This window comes from Pseudomonas sp. GM48 (assembly GCF_000282335.1).
GTDB lineage: Bacteria > Pseudomonadota > Gammaproteobacteria > Pseudomonadales > Pseudomonadaceae > Aquipseudomonas.
This window is the reverse complement of the sequence record NZ_AKJM01000121.1, coordinates 1-17,817: the sequence shown is the minus strand read 5'-3', so window position 1 is coordinate 17,817 and position 17,817 is coordinate 1. Positions and strand designations below refer to the sequence as shown.

Annotated in this window: 19 protein-coding genes; 12 read left to right on the top strand and 7 right to left on the bottom strand. The window is 58.4% G+C overall.

Annotation, left to right across the window (positions count from 1 at the left end):
• The first annotated feature begins 166 nt into the window (after window positions 1–166).
• Window positions 167–1,024 carry a peptidoglycan DD-metalloendopeptidase family protein gene (locus PMI28_RS29930; RefSeq protein WP_007990227.1) on the top strand — a complete coding sequence of 286 codons (858 nt, stop codon included), beginning with the start codon at window positions 167–169 and terminating at the stop codon, window positions 1,022–1,024.
• Window positions 1,025–1,129: 105 nt separating this feature from the next.
• A complete protein-coding gene (gene rpoS / locus PMI28_RS06650; RefSeq protein ID WP_007990225.1) occupies window positions 1,130–2,137 on the top strand; it encodes an RNA polymerase sigma factor RpoS in 1,008 nt (335 codons plus the stop codon).
• Window positions 2,138–2,740: 603 nt separating this feature from the next.
• On the opposite strand, the gene fdxA is transcribed toward rpoS, so the two are convergent.
• Together fdxA and mutS are read right to left on the bottom strand one after the other, a co-directional pair.
• Entirely contained in the window at window positions 2,741–3,064 is a 324-nt protein-coding gene (fdxA, locus tag PMI28_RS06655; protein ID WP_007990223.1) for a ferredoxin FdxA, read from the bottom strand.
• A 142-nt stretch (window positions 3,065–3,206) separates the two neighbouring features.
• Complete coding sequence (gene mutS, locus PMI28_RS06660) at window positions 3,207–5,786, bottom strand: DNA mismatch repair protein MutS (protein WP_007990221.1); 2,580 nt, start codon at window positions 5,784–5,786, stop codon at window positions 3,207–3,209.
• 210 nt (window positions 5,787–5,996) lie between these two features.
• On the opposite strand from mutS, the gene PMI28_RS06665 reads away from it, so the two are divergent.
• The 5 genes from PMI28_RS06665 (at window position 5,997) to recX (ending at window position 9,485) form a co-directional block, all read left to right on the top strand.
• Entirely contained in the window at window positions 5,997–6,731 is a 735-nt protein-coding gene (locus PMI28_RS06665; RefSeq protein ID WP_033063548.1) for a LexA family transcriptional regulator, read from the top strand.
• A 175-nt stretch (window positions 6,732–6,906) separates the two neighbouring features.
• On the top strand, window positions 6,907–7,248 hold the full coding sequence (locus PMI28_RS06670) for a phage holin family protein (RefSeq protein ID WP_007990216.1): 342 nt from the start codon (window positions 6,907–6,909) through the stop codon (window positions 7,246–7,248).
• 118 nt (window positions 7,249–7,366) lie between these two features.
• A complete protein-coding gene (locus tag PMI28_RS06675) occupies window positions 7,367–7,867 on the top strand; it encodes a CinA family protein (protein ID WP_007990213.1) in 501 nt (166 codons plus the stop codon).
• Between the two features lie 83 nt (window positions 7,868–7,950).
• Window positions 7,951–9,009, top strand: coding sequence for a recombinase RecA (recA, locus tag PMI28_RS06680; protein WP_007971148.1), 1,059 nt, complete (start codon window positions 7,951–7,953; stop codon window positions 9,007–9,009).
• An 8-nt stretch (window positions 9,010–9,017) separates the two neighbouring features.
• On the top strand, window positions 9,018–9,485 hold the full coding sequence (gene recX, locus PMI28_RS06685) for a recombination regulator RecX (RefSeq protein WP_007990210.1): 468 nt from the start codon (window positions 9,018–9,020) through the stop codon (window positions 9,483–9,485).
• Between the two features lie 43 nt (window positions 9,486–9,528).
• Here recX and PMI28_RS06690 read toward each other — a convergent pair whose 3' ends face one another.
• The gene (locus PMI28_RS06690) at window positions 9,529–10,647 is read right to left on the bottom strand and encodes a TIGR00730 family Rossman fold protein (protein ID WP_007990208.1); all 1,119 of its coding nucleotides are present in this window, start codon (window positions 10,645–10,647) and stop codon (window positions 9,529–9,531) included.
• 482 nt (window positions 10,648–11,129) lie between these two features.
• On the opposite strand from PMI28_RS06690, the gene PMI28_RS06695 reads away from it, so the two are divergent.
• Window positions 11,130–11,324 carry a hypothetical protein gene (locus tag PMI28_RS06695; protein WP_007990206.1) on the top strand — a complete coding sequence of 65 codons (195 nt, stop codon included), beginning with the start codon at window positions 11,130–11,132 and terminating at the stop codon, window positions 11,322–11,324.
• On the opposite strand, the gene PMI28_RS06700 is transcribed toward PMI28_RS06695, so the two are convergent.
• Window positions 11,325–11,747 (bottom strand): quorum-sensing-regulated virulence factor family protein, encoded by a 423-nt coding sequence (locus PMI28_RS06700; RefSeq protein WP_007990204.1) that lies wholly within the window; start codon window positions 11,745–11,747, stop codon window positions 11,325–11,327.
• Between the two features lie 188 nt (window positions 11,748–11,935).
• Between PMI28_RS06700 and PMI28_RS06705 the strand changes: the two genes are divergently transcribed.
• The 3 genes from PMI28_RS06705 (at window position 11,936) to PMI28_RS06715 (ending at window position 13,999) form a co-directional block, all read left to right on the top strand.
• Window positions 11,936–12,694: a tRNA-uridine aminocarboxypropyltransferase gene (locus PMI28_RS06705; RefSeq protein ID WP_007990202.1), complete on the top strand. Its 759-nt coding sequence runs from the start codon at window positions 11,936–11,938 to the stop codon at window positions 12,692–12,694.
• Between the two features lie 216 nt (window positions 12,695–12,910).
• Window positions 12,911–13,561 (top strand): response regulator transcription factor ErdR, encoded by a 651-nt coding sequence (gene erdR, locus PMI28_RS06710; protein ID WP_007990201.1) that lies wholly within the window; start codon window positions 12,911–12,913, stop codon window positions 13,559–13,561.
• Between the two features lie 75 nt (window positions 13,562–13,636).
• Complete coding sequence (locus PMI28_RS06715) at window positions 13,637–13,999, top strand: diacylglycerol kinase (protein WP_007990199.1); 363 nt, start codon at window positions 13,637–13,639, stop codon at window positions 13,997–13,999.
• On the opposite strand, the gene PMI28_RS06720 is transcribed toward PMI28_RS06715, so the two are convergent.
• Window positions 13,996–14,922 (bottom strand): LysR family transcriptional regulator, encoded by a 927-nt coding sequence (locus PMI28_RS06720; protein ID WP_033063546.1) that lies wholly within the window; start codon window positions 14,920–14,922, stop codon window positions 13,996–13,998. The genes PMI28_RS06715 and PMI28_RS06720 overlap by 4 nt on opposite strands.
• Before the next feature lie 145 nt (window positions 14,923–15,067).
• On the opposite strand from PMI28_RS06720, the gene fpr reads away from it, so the two are divergent.
• Window positions 15,068–15,847 (top strand): ferredoxin-NADP reductase, encoded by a 780-nt coding sequence (fpr, locus tag PMI28_RS06725; RefSeq protein ID WP_003443014.1) that lies wholly within the window; start codon window positions 15,068–15,070, stop codon window positions 15,845–15,847.
• A gap of 157 nt (window positions 15,848–16,004) precedes the next feature.
• Here the strand turns inward: fpr and tsaA are convergent, their stop codons facing one another.
• Entirely contained in the window at window positions 16,005–16,703 is a 699-nt protein-coding gene (tsaA, locus tag PMI28_RS06730) for a tRNA (N6-threonylcarbamoyladenosine(37)-N6)-methyltransferase TrmO (protein ID WP_007990195.1), read from the bottom strand.
• 185 nt (window positions 16,704–16,888) lie between these two features.
• A complete protein-coding gene (locus PMI28_RS06735; protein WP_007990193.1) occupies window positions 16,889–17,659 on the bottom strand; it encodes an SDR family oxidoreductase in 771 nt (256 codons plus the stop codon).
• Between the last annotated feature and the right edge of the window lie 158 nt (window positions 17,660–17,817).

The window sequence follows — 17,817 nt, the reverse complement described above, 5'->3', positions numbered from 1 at the left end:
TACAGCGGCATCGTTCAGTTGATCGGGATTCATCGTCAGACAGCAAACGTGTGCGCGACACCGATTCGCCGCATTAAAGGTAAAGCGTGCACGGCCCGTTATACTTGCGACAGTTCATGCCGGACTCCGGTATTTCACATTTCAGCCACCACAGAGGGAGCGGCGGGTGAGTCTCACAGTCATTGCGCAGCGTATGAGTAAAACGAGCTTTCAGCGCCTGGTGACTGGCCTTGTCTTGAGCACCTTGCTGGTCGGTTGTTCCAGCAACAAATCCAGCGATGTACGTGTCCTGGACCGCAACAATGCTGCGGCCCAGCGTCCGGCCGTGACCACGGGACAATACGTCGTTCGTCCCAAGGACACCCTGTTCTCCATCGCCTTCCGTTACGGCTGGGACTACAAGGCGCTGGCGGCACGTAACAACATTGCCGCGCCTTACACCATCCATCCGGGTCAGACGATTCGCTTTGATGGTCGTACCGATTCAACGTCGACGGCGGTGGTCAGTTCATCCAGTTCAACACCTTCGTCGTCGAGTAAAACAACGGTCATCCGTCGTCCGGTAAACGGTTCGACCACTAGCACAACGACGGTTGTACCGTCCGTCGCCAACAAGCCGGCACCCGCTCCCTTGCCCCCTCCCGGGCCAGCCCCGACCGGCTGGGGATGGCCATCTAATGGCATTCTGATCGGGAAATTCTCTTCAAACGGTAGTTTGAATAAAGGAATTGATATCGCCGGAGATTTGGGACAGCCTGTTTTAGCTGCGTCTGATGGGACGGTGGTATATGCCGGGAGTGGCTTAAGGGGCTACGGCGAATTGGTAATCATCAAACACAGCGAAACCTACGTAAGTGCCTACGGACATAACCGCAGGCTGTTGGTTCGGGAGGGGCAGCAGGTCAAGGTTGGACAGTCAATTGCCGAAATGGGGTCAACGGGTACAGACCGGGTGAAACTGCATTTTGAGATTCGCCGCCAAGGTAAACCTGTAGATCCGCTGCAATTCCTGCCACGTCGTTGATCGCTTACCAGCCTGTTCCGTCGCGTAGAGGGGACAGGCTCCAGCGTTGCCAGGGATAAAGGCGCCGCTTGAGCTTGAGGTCGAACTCACCAAAGGACTATAACAATGGCTCTCAGTAAAGAAGTGCCGGAGTTTGACATCGACGATGAGGTTCTCCTGATGGAGAGCAGCATCGATACGGATTCGATGTCGAATGATGAAGGGGCGGCTCCACCTTCCGTTCGTGCCAAATCCAAACACTCCGCATCGTTGAAACAGCACAAGTACATTGACTACACGCGGGCACTTGATGCCACGCAGCTGTATCTCAATGAAATTGGTTTCTCTCCCCTCCTTTCACCCGAAGAAGAAGTTCATTTTGCGCGCCTGTCGCAAAGTGGCGATCCGGCCGGGCGCAAGCGCATGATTGAAAGCAACCTGCGGCTGGTGGTGAAAATCGCCCGACGCTACGTCAATCGCGGGCTGTCGCTGCTGGACCTGATCGAAGAGGGCAACCTCGGCTTGATCCGGGCGGTGGAGAAGTTCGATCCGGAACGCGGTTTCCGCTTTTCGACCTACGCGACCTGGTGGATTCGTCAGACCATCGAACGCGCAATCATGAATCAGACCCGGACCATCCGGTTGCCGATCCATGTGGTCAAGGAGCTGAATGTGTACCTGCGGGCCGCGCGGGAGCTGACGCAAAAACTCGACCATGAACCCTCTCCCGAAGAAATCGCCAACCTGCTGGAAAAACCGGTAGGAGAGGTCAAGCGTATGCTCGGCCTTAACGAACGGGTTTCTTCGGTCGACGTCTCGCTGGGTCCGGATTCGGATAAAACCCTGCTGGATACCCTGACTGACGACCGCCCAACCGATCCGTGCGAGCTGTTGCAGGACGACGACCTGTCCCAGAGCATCGATCAATGGCTCTCGGAATTGACCGACAAGCAACGCGAAGTGGTTGTACGCCGCTTCGGCCTGCGCGGTCATGAAAGCAGCACCCTTGAAGACGTAGGCCTGGAAATCGGCCTGACCCGGGAGCGGGTCAGACAGATTCAGGTGGAAGGCTTGAAGCGGCTGCGCGAGATCCTCGAAAAAAATGGTCTGTCGAGCGAGTCACTGTTCCAATAAGGCACTCACTGCGATGGCATAAGAAACCCCGACTGGCTCGGGGTTTTTTTTTGTTGCAATTCAAAGGATGTACTCCGATCCAGTGTGGGAGCGGGCTTGCTCGCGAAGGCGGTCTAACCGGCAACATTGATGCTGAATGTGATGGCCTCTTCGCGAGCAAGCCCGCTCCCACAAGGGGGGGGGCTGGCAGGTCCATTTCGCGTTAGCTCGGGATTTTGGTTTCGTGCTGTAAGCCTCGGCTGACTCTTACGTAAGTGTTCGTTATTTTTACACCCTGGCAGTCGTCTATGTTGAACGCTGCATGAACCTATATTTATGATTTATAAGACTATTTTTTATTATTGATGATGTGTGACAGTTAGATTTCGCGCCAATGGGCGATTGATCCCGGAGAGGAAAACTCTAGTATTCAGGTTGTGTCGACGGACAGACACATCCTTCAAGGATGAGGGAAATGGATATCGCGGGACGCGATTCATCAGGACGATGAAAAGGAATATAGGGAATAGGGAAAAAGTGTGGGCGGGTCAAACCGCCCCCTTTTTTTGCCTGCAGAAAAGCAAAAAGGCCCTTGTGGGGCCTTTTTAGGGAACGCGGGGGTAATCAGCGTTCGAGGTGTTCGATCTTGTCTTTCTTGCCATCCCACTCGGCGGAATCTGGCAGCGGATCCTTGCGTTCGGTGATGTTTGGCCAGATATCGGCCAGCTCTGCGTTCAGCTCGATGAAGTTTTCCATGCCGGCCGGAACCTCATCTTCAGAGAAGATAGCCACAGCAGGGCATTCAGGCTCGCACAGCGCGCAGTCGATGCACTCATCCGGGTGAATCACCAGGAAATTCGGGCCTTCGTAAAAGCAGTCCACCGGACAGACTTCTACGCAGTCGGTGTACTTGCACTTGATGCAGTTGTCGGTGACGACGAAGGTCATTTCTAATTTTCTCCTCAGGCGCGGCTTGCTGCGCCCCTTCTCGTAGGGGTCGCCAGGTTCGGGAGCGATAGTCTGCTGGCCAGGCTATTAGCCAGCAGCATCCCAAACCGCGCGAGATTCTAACAGCTTGCAAGCCGCTGCGTTAGATCCGTGTCTTTAGTGTATAGAGCATTTCGAGAGCACGGCGTGGCGTCATGTCGTCCAGGTCGAGCTTGGCCAGGTCATCCAGCACCGGGTGCGGCAGACTGGCAAACATGTCGCTTTGCTGTGGAGCAGCCGGTTTACCTTTGGCAGGTGCTGGCGACTCATGGGGCAAGGCAGTGTCTTCCAGGCGGCTCAAATGCTCGCGAGCACGCGTGATGACTTCGCTCGGTACGCCCGCCAGTTGTGCAACGGCCAGGCCGTAACTCTGGCTGGCCGGCCCAGGCAACACGTGGTGCAGGAACACGATACGTTCATTGTGCTCGGTGGCATTGAGGTGCACGTTGGCTACCAGCGGCTGGGCTTCCGGCAGGACGGTCAGTTCAAAGTAGTGGGTGGCGAACAGCGTGTAGGCACGCAGATGTGCCAGGCGTTCGGCCGCCGCCCATGCCAGGGACAGGCCGTCGAAGGTGCTGGTGCCGCGCCCGACTTCATCCATCAGTACCAGGCTGCGCTCGGTGGCGTTGTGCAGAATGTTCGCGGTTTCGCTCATTTCCACCATGAAGGTCGAGCGCCCGCCGGCCAGGTCATCGCTGGAGCCGATCCGGGTGAAGATGCGATCGACCAGCGACAATTCGCAACTGGCCGCTGGCACGAAGCTGCCGATGTGCGCCAGGAGCACAATCAAAGCGGTCTGGCGCATGTAGGTGGATTTACCGCCCATGTTCGGGCCGGTGATCACCAGCATGCGCGTGTTGTCGTCCAGGCTCAGGTCGTTGGCCACGAACGGCGTGGTCAGCACTTGTTCGACCACCGGGTGGCGGCCCTGGCTGATGCGCATGCACGGTTCGCTGACGAAGCGCGGGCAGTTCAGGTCAAGGTTCAGTGCACGCTCGGCCAGGTTGCTCAAGACGTCCAGTTCGGCCAGGGCGCCGGCGGTGTCTTGCAACGGTGGCAACTGGGCGATCAGGTCTTCGAGCAGCGCTTCGTAAAGCATTTTCTCGCGGGCCAGGGCACGGCTCTTGGCCGACAATGCCTTGTCTTCGAACGCCTTGAGTTCCGGCGTAATGAAACGCTCGGCGCCTTTGAGCGTCTGGCGGCGAATATAGTCGGCCGGTGCCGACTCCGCTTGCTTGCTTGGCAGCTCGATGAAGTAACCGTGGATGCGGTTGTAGCCGACCTTCAGGTGGGACAGACCGGTGCGGGCCTTTTCCCGTGCTTCGAGGTCGATCAGGAATTGCCCGGCGTTTTCGCTGAGTGATTGCAGTTCGTCGAGTTCGCTGTCGTAGCCGGTTTTCAGCACACCGCCGTCACGAATGACCGCGGGCGGGTTGTCGATGATGGCTTTTTCCAGGAGGGCCGCCAGTTCCGGGTAGGTACTGGTGATGCTGGCAAGTTGCTGGAGGTGCGGGGCTTCGAGCTCCGTCATTGCCACTTGCAGCTCGGGCAGTGCGCCGAGGGCGTCACGCAAACGGGCGAGGTCGCGTGGGCGGGCATTGCGCAGGCCGATCCGCGCAAGAATCCGCTCGATGTCACCGATTTCCTTGAGCTGCGGTTGCAGTCTTTCGAAGCGGTAACCGTCGAGCAGGCAAGTGATCGAGGTTTGACGCGCCAACAGCACCGTCAAGTCGCGTAACGGGCGATTCAGCCAGCGGGTCAGCAGGCGGCTGCCCATGGCGGTCTGGCAACGGTCCACCACCGATTGCAGAGTGTTGTCGCGGCCGCCGGCCAGGTTGGTGTCGAGCTCCAGGTTGCGACGGCTGGCGCCATCGAGCACCACGGTGTCGTCCAGGCGTTCATGGCGCAAGCTGCGCAAATGGGGCAGGGCGGTGCGCTGGGTTTCCTTGGCGTAGGCCAGCAGGCAACCGGCGGCGCCGATGGCCAGGGTCAGGTTTTCGCAGCCAAAGCCTTTGAGGTCCTGGGTCGAGAATTGCTGGCACAGGCTTTTGAGCGCCGAATCGCGCTCGAAATCCCACGGCGCACGGCGACGCACACCGCGGCGTTTTTCCGCCGGCAAGTCCTTGGGCCAGTCATCCGGGATCAGCAGCTCCACGGGGTTGACCCGCTCCAGTTCCGCCAGCAGGTTTTCCCAACTCTTGATTTCCAGCACGCTGAAGTTGCCACTGGTGATGTCCAGCACCGCCAGGCCGAACAGGCGCTCATCGCCCAGGACGGCGGCGATCAGGTTGTCGCGGCGCTCATCGAGCAGCGCTTCGTCACTCACCGTCCCCGGCGTGATGATGCGCACGACCTGCCGCTCCACCGGCCCTTTGCTGGTGGCCGGGTCGCCGACCTGCTCGCAGATCACCACCGACTCGCCAAGCTTCACCAGTTTTGCCAGGTAACCTTCGGCGGCATGGTAAGGAATCCCGCACATCGGAATCGCCTGGCCAGCCGACTGCCCGCGGGCCGTCAGGGTGATGTCCAGCAACTTGGCGGCCTTCTTCGCGTCCTCATAGAAGATCTCGTAGAAGTCGCCCATGCGGTAGAACATCAACTGGTCCGGGTGCTGGTTTTTCAGGCGCCAGTACTGCTGCATCATCGGGGTGTGGGAGGACAGGTCGGAGACGGCTTTATTCATCGGATTGTCAGGAAGCTCGTTGAAAGAGGTGGGGCAAAAGCGGGGCAACAGCCGGGCTTTTCCGCGATGGGCGCAAGGTTACCATGGGCGGTCTATCCGACGCAGGCACCACGGCCGGGTGACATCTTTTACGATGCAAAAATCATGTTATGCATCGATTATGCAGTTATGCATTTGTCTTCTTCGAAAAGAACAAGCACTATGCGCATTATGCAAAAACGCAACGTATCTACTGTCTTAAGAGCATTGCTCGATCAGCACGGGATCTCCCCTACGGAGCTTCACCGTCGCACCGGCGTGCCTCAATCCACGCTCTCGCGCATTCTCAGCGGGAAAATCGTCGATCCTTCGGATAAGCATATTTCGAAGATCGCCGAGTATTTCTCCGTGAGCACCGACCAGTTGCGTGGCCGCGCGGACGTCGCGCCTGCCGCTAATGCCGGGCGCGCTCCCGTGCATTCGGAACTCAAGGATATAAGCCTGTGGGACGACGATACCCCTGTCGATGACGACGAGGTGTCGGTCCCCTTTCTTCGCGAGGTTGAATTGGCCGCAGGATCGGGAAGATTCGTCATCGAGGAAAGCGAGCGCTCTAGCCTGCGCTTCGGCAAGCGTAGCCTGCGACATAACGGCGTGCAGTTCGACCAGGCCAAATGCGTGACAGTGCGGGGCAACAGTATGTTGCCGGTACTGCGCGACGGCGCCACGGTCGGGGTCAATGCCGGCAAGTGCGGTATTGGCGATATCGTTGACGGCGACCTTTATGCAATCAATCACAACGGCCAATTGCGGGTGAAGCAGCTGTATCGCCTGCCAACCGGGATTCGCCTGCGCAGCTTCAACCGCGACGAACATCCGGACGAGGACTACACCTTTCAGGAGATCCAGGAGGAGCCGATAGTTATCCTCGGACATGTCTTCTGGTGGGGCATGTACGCCCGCTAACACCCCGGTGTTCATTCAAAACCCGCTTCCCGAGCGGGTTTTTTTTTCGTGTGTCGAAAGCATCGAGCTGTCTTTGTGTATGCGTTAACGCATTGACTTAATATGCATCAATGCATAATCTTGTTGCCTGTCTATTCAAGAACACGGTGTGACCGTTCACTCAAGGAGGCGTGAAATGACCGCTGAGCAATATGCGTTGCTGGACATGCCTCTTTGGCTGGTCATCATCCTGCCAATACTCGGTGGCGTTACCGGTGAAATGTGGCGTGCCGATAAGGAGGGCGTTCGTGGCTGGTCCCTTATCCGGCGCCTGAGCTTGCGGTCTGGCTCCAGCATGATCTGCGGCGCCTCGGTCATCATGCTGCTGCACGCCGCCAATGTTTCCATTTGGGCCGCTTGTGCGGGGGGCTGTTTAACGGCGATGGCCGGGACAGACGTAGCTTTAGGGTTGTATGAACGTTGGGCGGCCAGGCGCATGGGTGTCGGTCAAGGTCCATCCGGTGACGTGGAAGATTGAATCCCCTGGCAGGCCTTTTCCAGAGCCTCTGGTTCTTTACATTTTGATCGGTCCTGTCGCTTGCAAGTGCAGTCTGCTGGTGTACGGTTAACCCATCCCGCCCCATCAGGAGATGACCGTGAAAGTAATTACCCAGCTCGCCGCTGACCTTGGCAGGCAATTGCAGATTCTCAATGCCCACGTTTCCACGGCCGAGTCCTGCACCGGAGGCGGGATCGCCGAGGCGATCACCCGTATTCCGGGCAGCTCGGCGTGGTTCGAGGCCGGTTACGTCACCTATTCCAATCTGCAGAAGAACCTGCAACTGGATGTTCCTGTGGAGTTGTTCACCACGGTGGGGGCGGTCAGTCGCGAGGTGGTCGAAGCGATGGCCAAGGGGGCGCAAGAGAAAAGTCGCGCGTATTTTTCCGTGGCGGTCAGTGGTGTAGCCGGGCCGGACGGTGGTTCGCCGAGCAAGCCAGTGGGGACGGTTTGGCTGGCCTGGGGCGTGGGCGAGCGAGTGTTCAGCGAGTTGCAACACTTCGCTGGTGACCGCGACGAGGTCCGCCGACAAACGGTGAAGGCCGCGCTAGAGGGGCTGCTGCGGTATGCCGCGGCAGAAATCTCAAATCAGGGGTAGGCGATCCGGAAACGCTGTGGAATAATACTGGCTACTTATACAGGTGTTGGCCGTCAGGCCTTATTGATTACGTGAGGACTTTAATGGACGACAACAAGAAGAAAGCCTTGGCTGCGGCCCTGGGTCAGATCGAACGTCAATTCGGCAAGGGTGCCGTAATGCGTATGGGCGATCAGGACCGTCAGGCGATCCCGGCCATTTCCACTGGCTCTCTGGGTCTGGACATCGCTCTCGGCATCGGCGGCCTGCCAAAAGGCCGTATTGTTGAAATCTACGGTCCTGAATCTTCCGGTAAAACCACGCTGACCTTGTCCGTGATCGCCCAGGCTCAAAAAGCCGGCGCGACCTGCGCATTCGTCGACGCCGAGCACGCCCTCGATCCTGAGTACGCCGGCAAGCTGGGCGTCAACGTCGACGACCTGCTGGTTTCCCAGCCGGACACCGGCGAGCAGGCCCTGGAAATCACCGACATGCTGGTGCGTTCCAACGCGGTTGACGTGATCATCGTCGACTCCGTAGCCGCCCTGGTGCCAAAGGCTGAAATCGAAGGCGAAATGGGTGACATGCACGTGGGCCTGCAAGCCCGCCTGATGTCCCAGGCGCTGCGTAAAATCACCGGTAACATCAAGAACGCCAACTGCCTGGTGATCTTCATCAACCAGATCCGCATGAAGATCGGCGTGATGTTCGGCAGCCCGGAAACCACCACCGGTGGTAACGCACTGAAGTTCTACGCATCGGTTCGTCTGGACATCCGTCGTACTGGCGCGGTGAAGGAAGGTGATGAAGTCGTCGGTAGCGAAACCCGCGTCAAGGTTGTGAAGAACAAGGTGGCTTCGCCGTTCCGTCAGGCCGAGTTCCAGATTCTTTACGGCAAGGGCATCTACCTCAACGGTGAGATGATCGACCTGGGTGTTCTGCACGGTTTCGTTGAGAAGTCCGGTGCCTGGTATGCCTATGAAGGCACCAAGATCGGTCAGGGCAAGGCCAACTCGGCCAAGTTCCTGGCGGACAACCCGGAAGTCGCGGCAAAGCTGGAGAAGCAACTGCGTGACAAGCTCCTGTCCCCGGCATCCGTAGCAGACGCCAAAGCTTCTGCGGTCAAAGAGACCGAAGACGACCTGGTTGACGCTGATATCTGATCGAAGCGATGACCGCCGTACTCGATACACTCGTCGCGGTGCGGCGAACCGCAATGGACCTGCTCGCACGACGCGAGCACGGTCGAGTCGAGCTGACGCGTAAACTGCGTCAGCGCGGCGCCCTCCCTGAAATGATCGAAACAGCACTCGACCGGTTGACGGAAGAGGGGTTGTTGTCCGAAACCCGTTACCTCGAAAGTTTTATTTCCTACCGTGCCCGTTCCGGTTATGGCCCTTTACGCATTCGTGAAGAGTTGAGCCAGCGCGGCCTGCAGCGCACCGATATTGAACTCGCCCTGCGCGAGAGCGGTATCGACTGGCAGGAGCAACTGGCCGACACCTGGCGGCGCAAGTTCTCCGGGCAATTGCCGGCGGATGCCCGGGAGCGAGCCAAACAAGGCCGGTTCCTGGCGTATCGGGGATACTCCATGGAAATGATCAACCGCCTGTTCAGCGGTCGAGGGATGGACGACTGAACTGAAACGGCCCGCTATTTCTAGCGGGCCGTTTTTTTATGCCTCACGTAACCTTTGACGACTCCCGCGTACGCTGCTGTACCTGGGGTTTTGATGGTGTCCAGTTTTCCGGCAGGTTGATGTAGTCCACAAGTTCGCGTAGGCGGCCATGGTTGCGGGCGTTGAAGTTGAAGACCAGCCGCACCAGGTGGCTGAATTCGGCTTCGTCATGTGCCTCGCCAGTGTGAGCGTGCTGATGGAAATGATCGCTCAGACACAGGTCGGCGAAAGCCTCCTGCATATGCTCGAGTGCCCGGTCGTTGAGTGTGTGATTCATGCGAATCAGGAACTGATGCTTGAGCCAGCGACTGGAGTGGAAGTTGCTGTAGAACTGGTTAATGTGCTCCACCGCTTCTTCGACGCTGTAGACCAGTCTCACCAGCTTCATGTCAGTGGGCAGGATGTAACCGTTTTCCTCCAGTTGCTGATGAATGAAGTCCAGCGCGCCTTGCCAGAATTTGCCGCCCGGTGCATCCAGTAGCACCACTGGCACCAATGGGCTCTTGCCGGTCTGGATTAGCGTCAGCACTTCCAGCGCTTCATCCAGCGTACCGAAGCCGCCCGGGCACAGCACCAGGGCGTCGGCTTCCTTGACGAAGAACAGCTTGCGGGTGAAGAAAAAATGGAACGGCAGCAGGTTGGTCGTGCCGTCGACCGTGGGGTTGGCATGCTGTTCGAAGGGCAGGGTGATATTGAACCCCAGGCTGTGCGTCAGGCCTGCTCCTTCATGAGCCGCGGCCATGATGCCGCCACCGGCGCCGGTAATGACCATCATATCCGAGCGCGCCAGCGCGGCGCCGAGCTCCCGGGCCATGCTGTAGAGCGGATGTTCCATGGGGGTGCGGGCCGAGCCGAACACCGTGACTTTACGTCGCCCCTTGAATTGTTCGAGCACGCGGAAAGCCTGCTCCAGCTCACGCAAGGCTTGCAGGGTGATTTTGGCATTCCAGCGATTGTGGTCTTCCTGGGCCATGCGCAGCACGGTCAGGATCATGTCGCGGTAGATCGGGATGTTCGGGCTGTTGGGTGAAATCAGCTTGAGTTGTTCTTCGACCTTGCTGATGAGGTCATGGCCGCTCTCTTCAAAATGACGGCTCAGGAGGTCATTCGGTTGGTAAGGCATTCAACTTCTCCTTCTGCACAGAACCCTCGGCCCGAGAACTTGCGTCGGTGCCACGACACATCATGTGTCGCTGTCTGCCCAGGCCCGTGCCTGGGCGATCTACTTGATCCGAAAGGCATCGGATCATCCAAACAGGCTCTGTTTTTCCCTTGGATGAAAGAAACGTTCGCACAACACGACAAGCGACGGGCAGCCCCTTTCCAGCCCTGAAAAAGTAAACGTTGATACCCTGAAATCTAGACCTTCACAGTGATTTGCGCTGACTTGATCATTGCGCCACAAAGTCTTTCCTGGCAACCGCTTATTGACGATTTGCAAGGTGCTTTCACCGCTCGTCTGAACGTACGTCGTATGTGCGGCACTCTGATTTACTAAGTTACAGGCGTCACACGACAACTTTGCGTCAACGGCAGGGCGCACAGTACAAACGGGTTCAAGGATTTATCACTCAATAATGAGTGGGGTGCAGGGAGGCGGGAACCATGGCCAGAGTCGTTCTGGAGATCGATACGCAACTGTATCGATTGCTGAAGACATCAGCCGAGACCAATCACTTGAGTCTCGAAGAGGAGTGCTGCCGGCGTTTACGCGGCGGCGAACGCCGTTCACATTACTTGCAGGCGCTGTTGGCAGAATTGCGCGCCGAAGATGAACAGCGGCGCGCCAATTCCCGGTGATTACTTTTTCTTCTTGGCCGGTTGCAGGCAATCCGATTCCTGGAAGCTTGCGGAGCCGACCGGGCGGTTGGTCTTCACCTCGGTGAAGTCGTAGCGCATGATCGCGCCCTTGGCCATCAGCTTGCGAAAGCCTTCGTTTCTGCAGACAGACGCTCCCAACTGAAAGTACACGGCTTTCGGGTCTGCACGCATCTTGTCGGCGTGGCTGCTCTGCACGCTCAGATGGTTGATCAACTGTTTGCCTTCAACGGTGTAGCCTTGATCGAGTATGTCTTCGTTGATCGCTCGTGGAGTGCCGACGCTGCTCTGGGTGGCAACGTTTTGCAGCATTTTGTTCAGTTCCGTGTCTTTCAAGGACGCAGCCTGGGCGTTGAAGGACGACGCCAGCAAAATGGCCGCGGTAGGAACGATAAGGCGCAGCATGAAACTCTCCTGGTTCAGTGATGGGGGTTGGACCCGTCACGTGACTGTGCGTTCAGTGGCGGCGAATTATAGGGGAGGCGGGCTGGACGGTACAGGCTTGCGCCGGGCGGTCTGGTAAACTGCTGGCACTTTTTACCCTGTCGAGTGTTTTTCGTGTCGATTTCCGTTTTTTGTCGGCGTTGCCCGCGATGAGCCGTGCCTGCGCGCAATTTGCATTGAATGCTGTAGCCCGCCTGCGCGACCAGCGTGAGGAGGAGGGCATCAAGCCGATTCAGGCCCGTGGCTGGCGCGCCCCGCGTTGCCGTGATTGCCGCGTGATCGAGAGCCACTGCCTGTGCGCATGGCGTCCGCAGGTCGAAACCCGCTCTGGCGTGTGCCTGATCATGACCAACAAGGAAGTCTTCAAGCCGAGCAACACCGGTTGGCTGATCGCCGATGTGGTGCCTGACAATCATGCCTTCATCTGGTCCCGTACCGAGGTCGATCCGCAGTTGCTGGCGCTGTTGTCCGACCCGCAATGGCAGCCGTACCTGGTGTTTCCAGGTGAGTACGTCGAGCCTGAGCGTGTGACAAACAGCGTGGACGTCGATGGCACCAGGCGCCCGTTGTTCATTCTGTTGGATGCGACCTGGACCGAAGCGCGGAAGATCTTTCGCAAGAGCCCCTATTTCGACCGACTGCCGATCCTCAGTCTGTTGCCCGAGAAGCTCTCCCGTTACCGCTTGCGCCGATCAACCCGCAGCGAACATCTGTGTACGGCGGAGGTTGCCGCGCTGTGCCTCGATCTTGCAGGCGATGTGGCCGCTGCATCGGCGCTGGACGCCTATTTCGATGTGTTCAGCCAGCATTACCTCGATGCCAAACATCAGCTGGAAATGAACGTTTCGACCCCGGCGCATGCCGAGTTAATGCCCTATGTTCAGTCGGCAAGTCCGTTGATGGACTGATTGTTGCGCATGCTGCAATAAAGTGTCCTGGCCATGCTGCTTGACCACCCTGGCTTCGCTGGGCATGCTTGGCGCCGATCAGGGTGCAGCCAGAGTTTGCAACGCGGTTTTGCGTTGAGCGTGCCTTGTCAGTGCAGCTCCGTGGCTGTGCCTTGAGTTGCTTTGGCGAGGTCCGAATGCATCGGGCGCTCCATGAAAAACAGGATCATTTGAAAAATGGCCACATACGAAATCCTGATTGCCGATGACCACCCACTTTTTCGTAGTGCCTTGCATCAAGCGCTGACCCTCGGCCTTGGCCCGGATGTGCGCCTGGTGGAAGTGGCGAGCATCGCCGAACTGGAAGTGCGCCTGACGGAAAAGTCCGATTGGGATTTGGTACTGTTGGACCTGAACATGCCGGGGGCCTATGGTTTTTCCGGGCTGGTCCTGCTACGCGGTCAGTACCCGCAGATTCCGGTGGTCATGGTCTCGGCCCAGGAAGAGTCGACCATCATGGTCAAGTCTCGTGAATTCGGCGCCAGTGGCTTCATTCCCAAATCCAGCGACTTGAGCGTGATCCAGAAAGCCGTGCGGGCGGTCCTTGATGGTGATGTGTTCTGGCCACCGCAGGCGTTCGAAGCGGTCAGCGTCTCAGCGGAGGCCAAGGCGGCCAGCGAAGGCCTCGCCAGTCTGACGCCGCAGCAATTCCGGGTGCTGACCATGGTCTGCGAAGGTTTGCTGAACAAGCAGATCGCCTACGAGTTGAGTGTTTCCGAGGCGACTATCAAGGCGCACGTGACCGCGATTTTCCGTAAACTGAATGTGCGGACCCGGACCCAGGCTGCGCTGCTCTTGCAACAACTTGAGTCAATTTCCAGCCATTAATGGCTGGCAACTTCACGCTTTTTTGACTTTGGTTGAACTAGCTTTCCCACTTCTTTTTTGTCAGTTGCCCACTCTATGTCACCTTTCAAAGGCCAGACCGGCCTGAAACGAATTCTCAATGCTTCCGGTTATTCGCTGGACGGCCTGCGCGCAGCCTTCACCGGAGAAGCAGCCTTTCGGCAACTGGTATTGCTCAACGTCATCCTGATTCCTTTGTCGTTCTTCCTGAATGTCAGCCGGGTCGAACGGGCGTTGTTGATCGCGGTCTGCCTGTTGGCGCTAATTGTCGAGTTGCTCAACTCGGCCGTGGAAGCGGCCATCGACCGCATTTCCCTTGAACGGCACCCGCTGTCAAAGAATGCCAAGGACATGGGCAGTGCCGCCCAGCTCGTGGCATTGAGCATGATTGCCCTGGTGTGGGCGGTGATTCTGCTCTAAGCGATCGTCGGCAGCACGATCTCGTCGCTGCGCTGAACCCCGGCGGTGAAGGCGCGGCACAGATCGAGAAACTCGCGCATCGCCGATGTCTGATATTTCTGTTTATGCCAGATGAAGTAAAACTGTCGCGCCAGATCCAGATCCGGCGTCTCGACAGGCACCAGGCTGCCGCGGCGGAATGCGTCGCGCAATGCCAGCCTGGAAATACAGCCAATCCCCAAACCTGACTCCACTGCGCGTTTGATCGCTTCGGTGTGCTCAAGCTCCAGGCGGATATTTAAAGAAGTGCGGTGATGGCGCATGGCTTGATCGAAGGTCAACCGCGTGCCGGATCCCTGTTCGCGCAAGATCCAGGCTTCGTGGCTCAACTCGTCCATGGAGGCCGTGCCGCGCTTGGCCAGCGGATGCTGGGGGGCGCAAAACACCACCAATTCGTCCTCGACCCAGCTTTGTACTTCGATGTCCGGGTGACTGCAGTCACCTTCGATCAGACCCAGATCAATTTCATAGTGGGCCACTTGTTGCACGATATTGGCAGTGTTCTGCACGTGCAGCTTCACCTGGCTTTCCGGATGGCGCTGCATGAAGCTGCCGATAAGCAGGGTGGCCAGGTAATTGCCGATGGTCAGGGTCGCGCCCACGGCCAGCGAGCCGAAACCGGACTTGCCATTGAGCAGGTCTTCGATTTCCTTGGCCTGGTCCAGCAGCGCGACGGCTTGCGGCAACAGTTGTTTGCCGAGGGCGTTCAGGCTCAACCGTTTGCCGGCACGGTCGAACAACTGGCAGCTGCACTGGCGCTCCAGCTCGGTGATCGAGGTGCTCGCCGCCGATTGCGAGAGGTTGAGCAGGCCCGCAGCACGGGACACGCTTTCCTGCTGGGCGACGGCGACGAATACTTGAAGTTGACGGAGAGTAAATCGCATATCGATATAACCGATAACCCTTATCTTAATAATCCATTTAACAGATATTGTCTCTGCCTTTAGAATGCGATGCAATTGCGCAGAGCTGGCTTTCTTGCAGAGCACACCGAACACGCGCAGACAAATCTCCAGGAGTCCCACGTACATGAGCAACATGAACCACGAGCGTGTCCTCAGTGTTCACCACTGGAACGACACTCTGTTCAGCTTCAAGTGCACCCGCGACCCGGGCCTGCGCTTCGAGAACGGTCAGTTCGTGATGATCGGCCTGCAACAGCCCAACGGCCGCCCGCTTATGCGCGCTTACTCGATTGCCAGCCCGAACTGGGAAGAGCATCTCGAGTTCTTCAGCATCAAGGTGCCTGATGGTCCGCTGACTTCGCAGTTGCAGCATCTGAAGGAAGGCGACGAGATCATCATCAGCAAGAAGCCTACCGGCACGCTGGTACTGGATGACTTGAAGCCTGGCAAACATTTGTACCTGCTGAGCACCGGTACCGGTCTGGCGCCATTCATGAGCGTCATCCAGGACCCGGAAACCTACGAGCGTTTCGAAAAAGTGATCCTGTGCCACGGCGTACGTTACGTCAACGAAGTCGCTTACCGCGAGTTCATCACCGAGCACCTGCCGCAGAACGAATTCTTCGGCGAAGCGCTGCGTGACAAGTTGATCTACTACCCGACCGTGACCCGCGAGCCGTTCGAGAACGAAGGTCGCCTGACCGACCTGATGCGCAGCGGCAAGCTGTTCAGCGACATCGGTCTGCCACCGATCAACCCGCAGGACGATCGCGCCATGCTGTGCGGCAGTCCGAGCATGCTCGACGAAACCAGCGAAGTGCTGAATAGCTTCGGCCTGAAGGTTTCGCCGCGGATGCGCGAGCCGGGTGATTACCTGATCGAGCGTGCATTCGTCGAGAAGTAAGCGGAACCCTGTGGGAGCGGGCTTGCTCGCGAAGACGGATTGGCATTCAACATCATCGTTGAGTTGTAAATCGCTTTCGCGAGCAAGCCCGCTCCCACATAAAGCCAAAGCCCGCGTTGCCTGTGAAGGCAGCGCGGGCTTTTTGCATTTTCGGCGTTCAGGTTTTCGCGGGAATGACTTCCAGGACGCGGATCAGCTCCGGTGTCGGGTAATGCCAACGCACATCCAGATCCCAGAACTGCGCACCGTATTCCCGCTCAGGTGCCGGCGTTTGGTAGGCCGGGCGTGGATCCTGTGCCAGGCATTGCTCGATCAACTCAACCAAGGGCTCTTCAAGGCGCTGGGCATGCTCGTGAGCCTGTTGCAGCGCTGCATCCGTCCACTGCACGGGAATCAGCAGCGGCGCGGCGCTGGCGATGCTGTTGGCGGCGGTATCGATGATGTCGGCGTAGGGCACGTAGGGTTTGATATCGAGAATCGGCGTGCCATCCAGCAGATCGATGCCCGAGATCCACAGGCGGTTGGCTTCGACCCTGTCCAGTTTCACCACTGATTGCCCAATGCCATTGGGGCGGTGGGTGGCGCGGGTGGCAAACACGCCCATGGATTTATTGCCGCCGAGACGAGGAGGGCGGACCTTCAGGCGCGGCTTTTCCTCCAGAGCCTGGTGGAACAGGAACAGCAGCCACACGTGGCTGACCTGCTCCAGACCTTGCACGGCATCCCCTTGATCGAACGGCGCCACCAGTTCCAGCACGCCGCGGGCGGCCGGGGCGAGTTGCGGTTGGCGCGGAATGGCGAACTTCTCCTTGAAGCAGGAGCGCACGAAGCCGATGGGGGAAACGCTGTAGGTCATGGTTTACGGTCGAGGCGGAATGAAGGCAGGCATGATAACCCACGCGACCTCTAGCCCGGTGGCGCCTGTCAGTCCGTCATCGCGGGCAAGCCACGCTCCCACAGGTTTTGTGATGGACAAAAATTTTGTGTGCGCTCCAGAACCCTGTGGGAGCGGGCTTGCTCGCGAAGGCCGCGCCGCCGATTTCAGAGACTGAACCCGCCATCCAGCGGAATGATATTCCCGGTCATGTAAGCTCCAGCGGTACTCGCCAGGCTGATCGCCAGCGCCGCCATCTCTTCCTCGCGACCCCAGCGCTTCATTGGGATCAGCGCCGTATCCTCGGCCAGTGCCTGCTCATCATTGCCAATGTGCCGTGTCATTTTGCTCGGAAAGCGCCCGGGGGCGATCACATTGACGTTGATGTGCTGGCTTACCAGTTCGCGCGCCAGAATCCTCGACAGTTGATGCAGTGCCGCCTTGCTCGGCCCGTAGGCATACGCCTGTTCACCGAAGGATGAAATCCCGGCCACCGAACCAATGTTGATGATCCGCGCCGGATTCTGCGCCGAACCGGCCTTGCGCAGCAGCGGCAGGAACTGCTGGATACAGTTGAACACCGACGTCACGTTGAGCTGCATGACTTTTTCCCAACCCTTGATCGGGTAGCTCTCCAGCGGCGCGCCCCAGGTGGTACCGGCATTGTTTACCAGAATGTCCAGATGGGAGATCTGCTCGCCGAGGCGCGTGGTCAGTTGCAGGACGCCCTCTTCGGTGGCGAGATCGGCCGCCATCGCGTGGCAGCGTCCAAGTGCTCCGAGTTCGTCGGCGGTTTGCTGGCAGGCCTCGGCGTCGCGGGCGCAGATGTACACGGTGGCACCCGCCTCGACGTAGGCCTTGGCGATCATTTTGCCGATACCACGGGTGCCGCCGGTCACCAGGGCGGTGCGACCTTGCAGGGAAAAGTACGGGTGCATGGCGAATCCTGAGAGCTGAGGTCTTTACACCCTAGCCGTCGGCCGCGGTCAGCGGAGCCACTATTTTCGAAGGGAATGAGGAGCCATTAGGCCTAATGCCAGTCAGTTAAACGGTAATGCGATCTGTAGCAGCTGCCGAGCCCGCGAGGCTGCGTTCG

Bases quoted from the DNA above. Each gene is read 5' to 3' on its own strand.
- rpoS (WP_007990225.1), top strand. From the start codon at position 1,130: ATGGCTCTCAGTAAAGAAGTGCCGGAGTTTGACATCGACGATGAGGTT.
- fdxA (WP_007990223.1), bottom strand. From the start codon at position 3,064: ATGACCTTCGTCGTCACCGACAACTGCATCAAGTGCAAGTACACCGAC.
- mutS (WP_007990221.1), bottom strand. From the start codon at position 5,786: ATGAATAAAGCCGTCTCCGACCTGTCCTCCCACACCCCGATGATGCAG.
- PMI28_RS06665 (WP_033063548.1), top strand. From the start codon at position 5,997: ATGCAAAAACGCAACGTATCTACTGTCTTAAGAGCATTGCTCGATCAG.
- PMI28_RS06670 (WP_007990216.1), top strand. From the start codon at position 6,907: ATGACCGCTGAGCAATATGCGTTGCTGGACATGCCTCTTTGGCTGGTC.
- recA (WP_007971148.1), top strand. From the start codon at position 7,951: ATGGACGACAACAAGAAGAAAGCCTTGGCTGCGGCCCTGGGTCAGATC.
- recX (WP_007990210.1), top strand. From the start codon at position 9,018: ATGACCGCCGTACTCGATACACTCGTCGCGGTGCGGCGAACCGCAATG.
- PMI28_RS06690 (WP_007990208.1), bottom strand. From the start codon at position 10,647: ATGCCTTACCAACCGAATGACCTCCTGAGCCGTCATTTTGAAGAGAGC.
- PMI28_RS06695 (WP_007990206.1), top strand. From the start codon at position 11,130: ATGGCCAGAGTCGTTCTGGAGATCGATACGCAACTGTATCGATTGCTG.
- PMI28_RS06700 (WP_007990204.1), bottom strand. From the start codon at position 11,747: ATGCTGCGCCTTATCGTTCCTACCGCGGCCATTTTGCTGGCGTCGTCC.
- PMI28_RS06705 (WP_007990202.1), top strand. From the start codon at position 11,936: ATGAGCCGTGCCTGCGCGCAATTTGCATTGAATGCTGTAGCCCGCCTG.
- erdR (WP_007990201.1), top strand. From the start codon at position 12,911: ATGGCCACATACGAAATCCTGATTGCCGATGACCACCCACTTTTTCGT.
- PMI28_RS06715 (WP_007990199.1), top strand. From the start codon at position 13,637: ATGTCACCTTTCAAAGGCCAGACCGGCCTGAAACGAATTCTCAATGCT.
- PMI28_RS06720 (WP_033063546.1), bottom strand. From the start codon at position 14,922: ATGCGATTTACTCTCCGTCAACTTCAAGTATTCGTCGCCGTCGCCCAG.
- fpr (WP_003443014.1), top strand. From the start codon at position 15,068: ATGAGCAACATGAACCACGAGCGTGTCCTCAGTGTTCACCACTGGAAC.
- tsaA (WP_007990195.1), bottom strand. From the start codon at position 16,703: ATGACCTACAGCGTTTCCCCCATCGGCTTCGTGCGCTCCTGCTTCAAG.
- PMI28_RS06735 (WP_007990193.1), bottom strand. From the start codon at position 17,659: ATGCACCCGTACTTTTCCCTGCAAGGTCGCACCGCCCTGGTGACCGGC.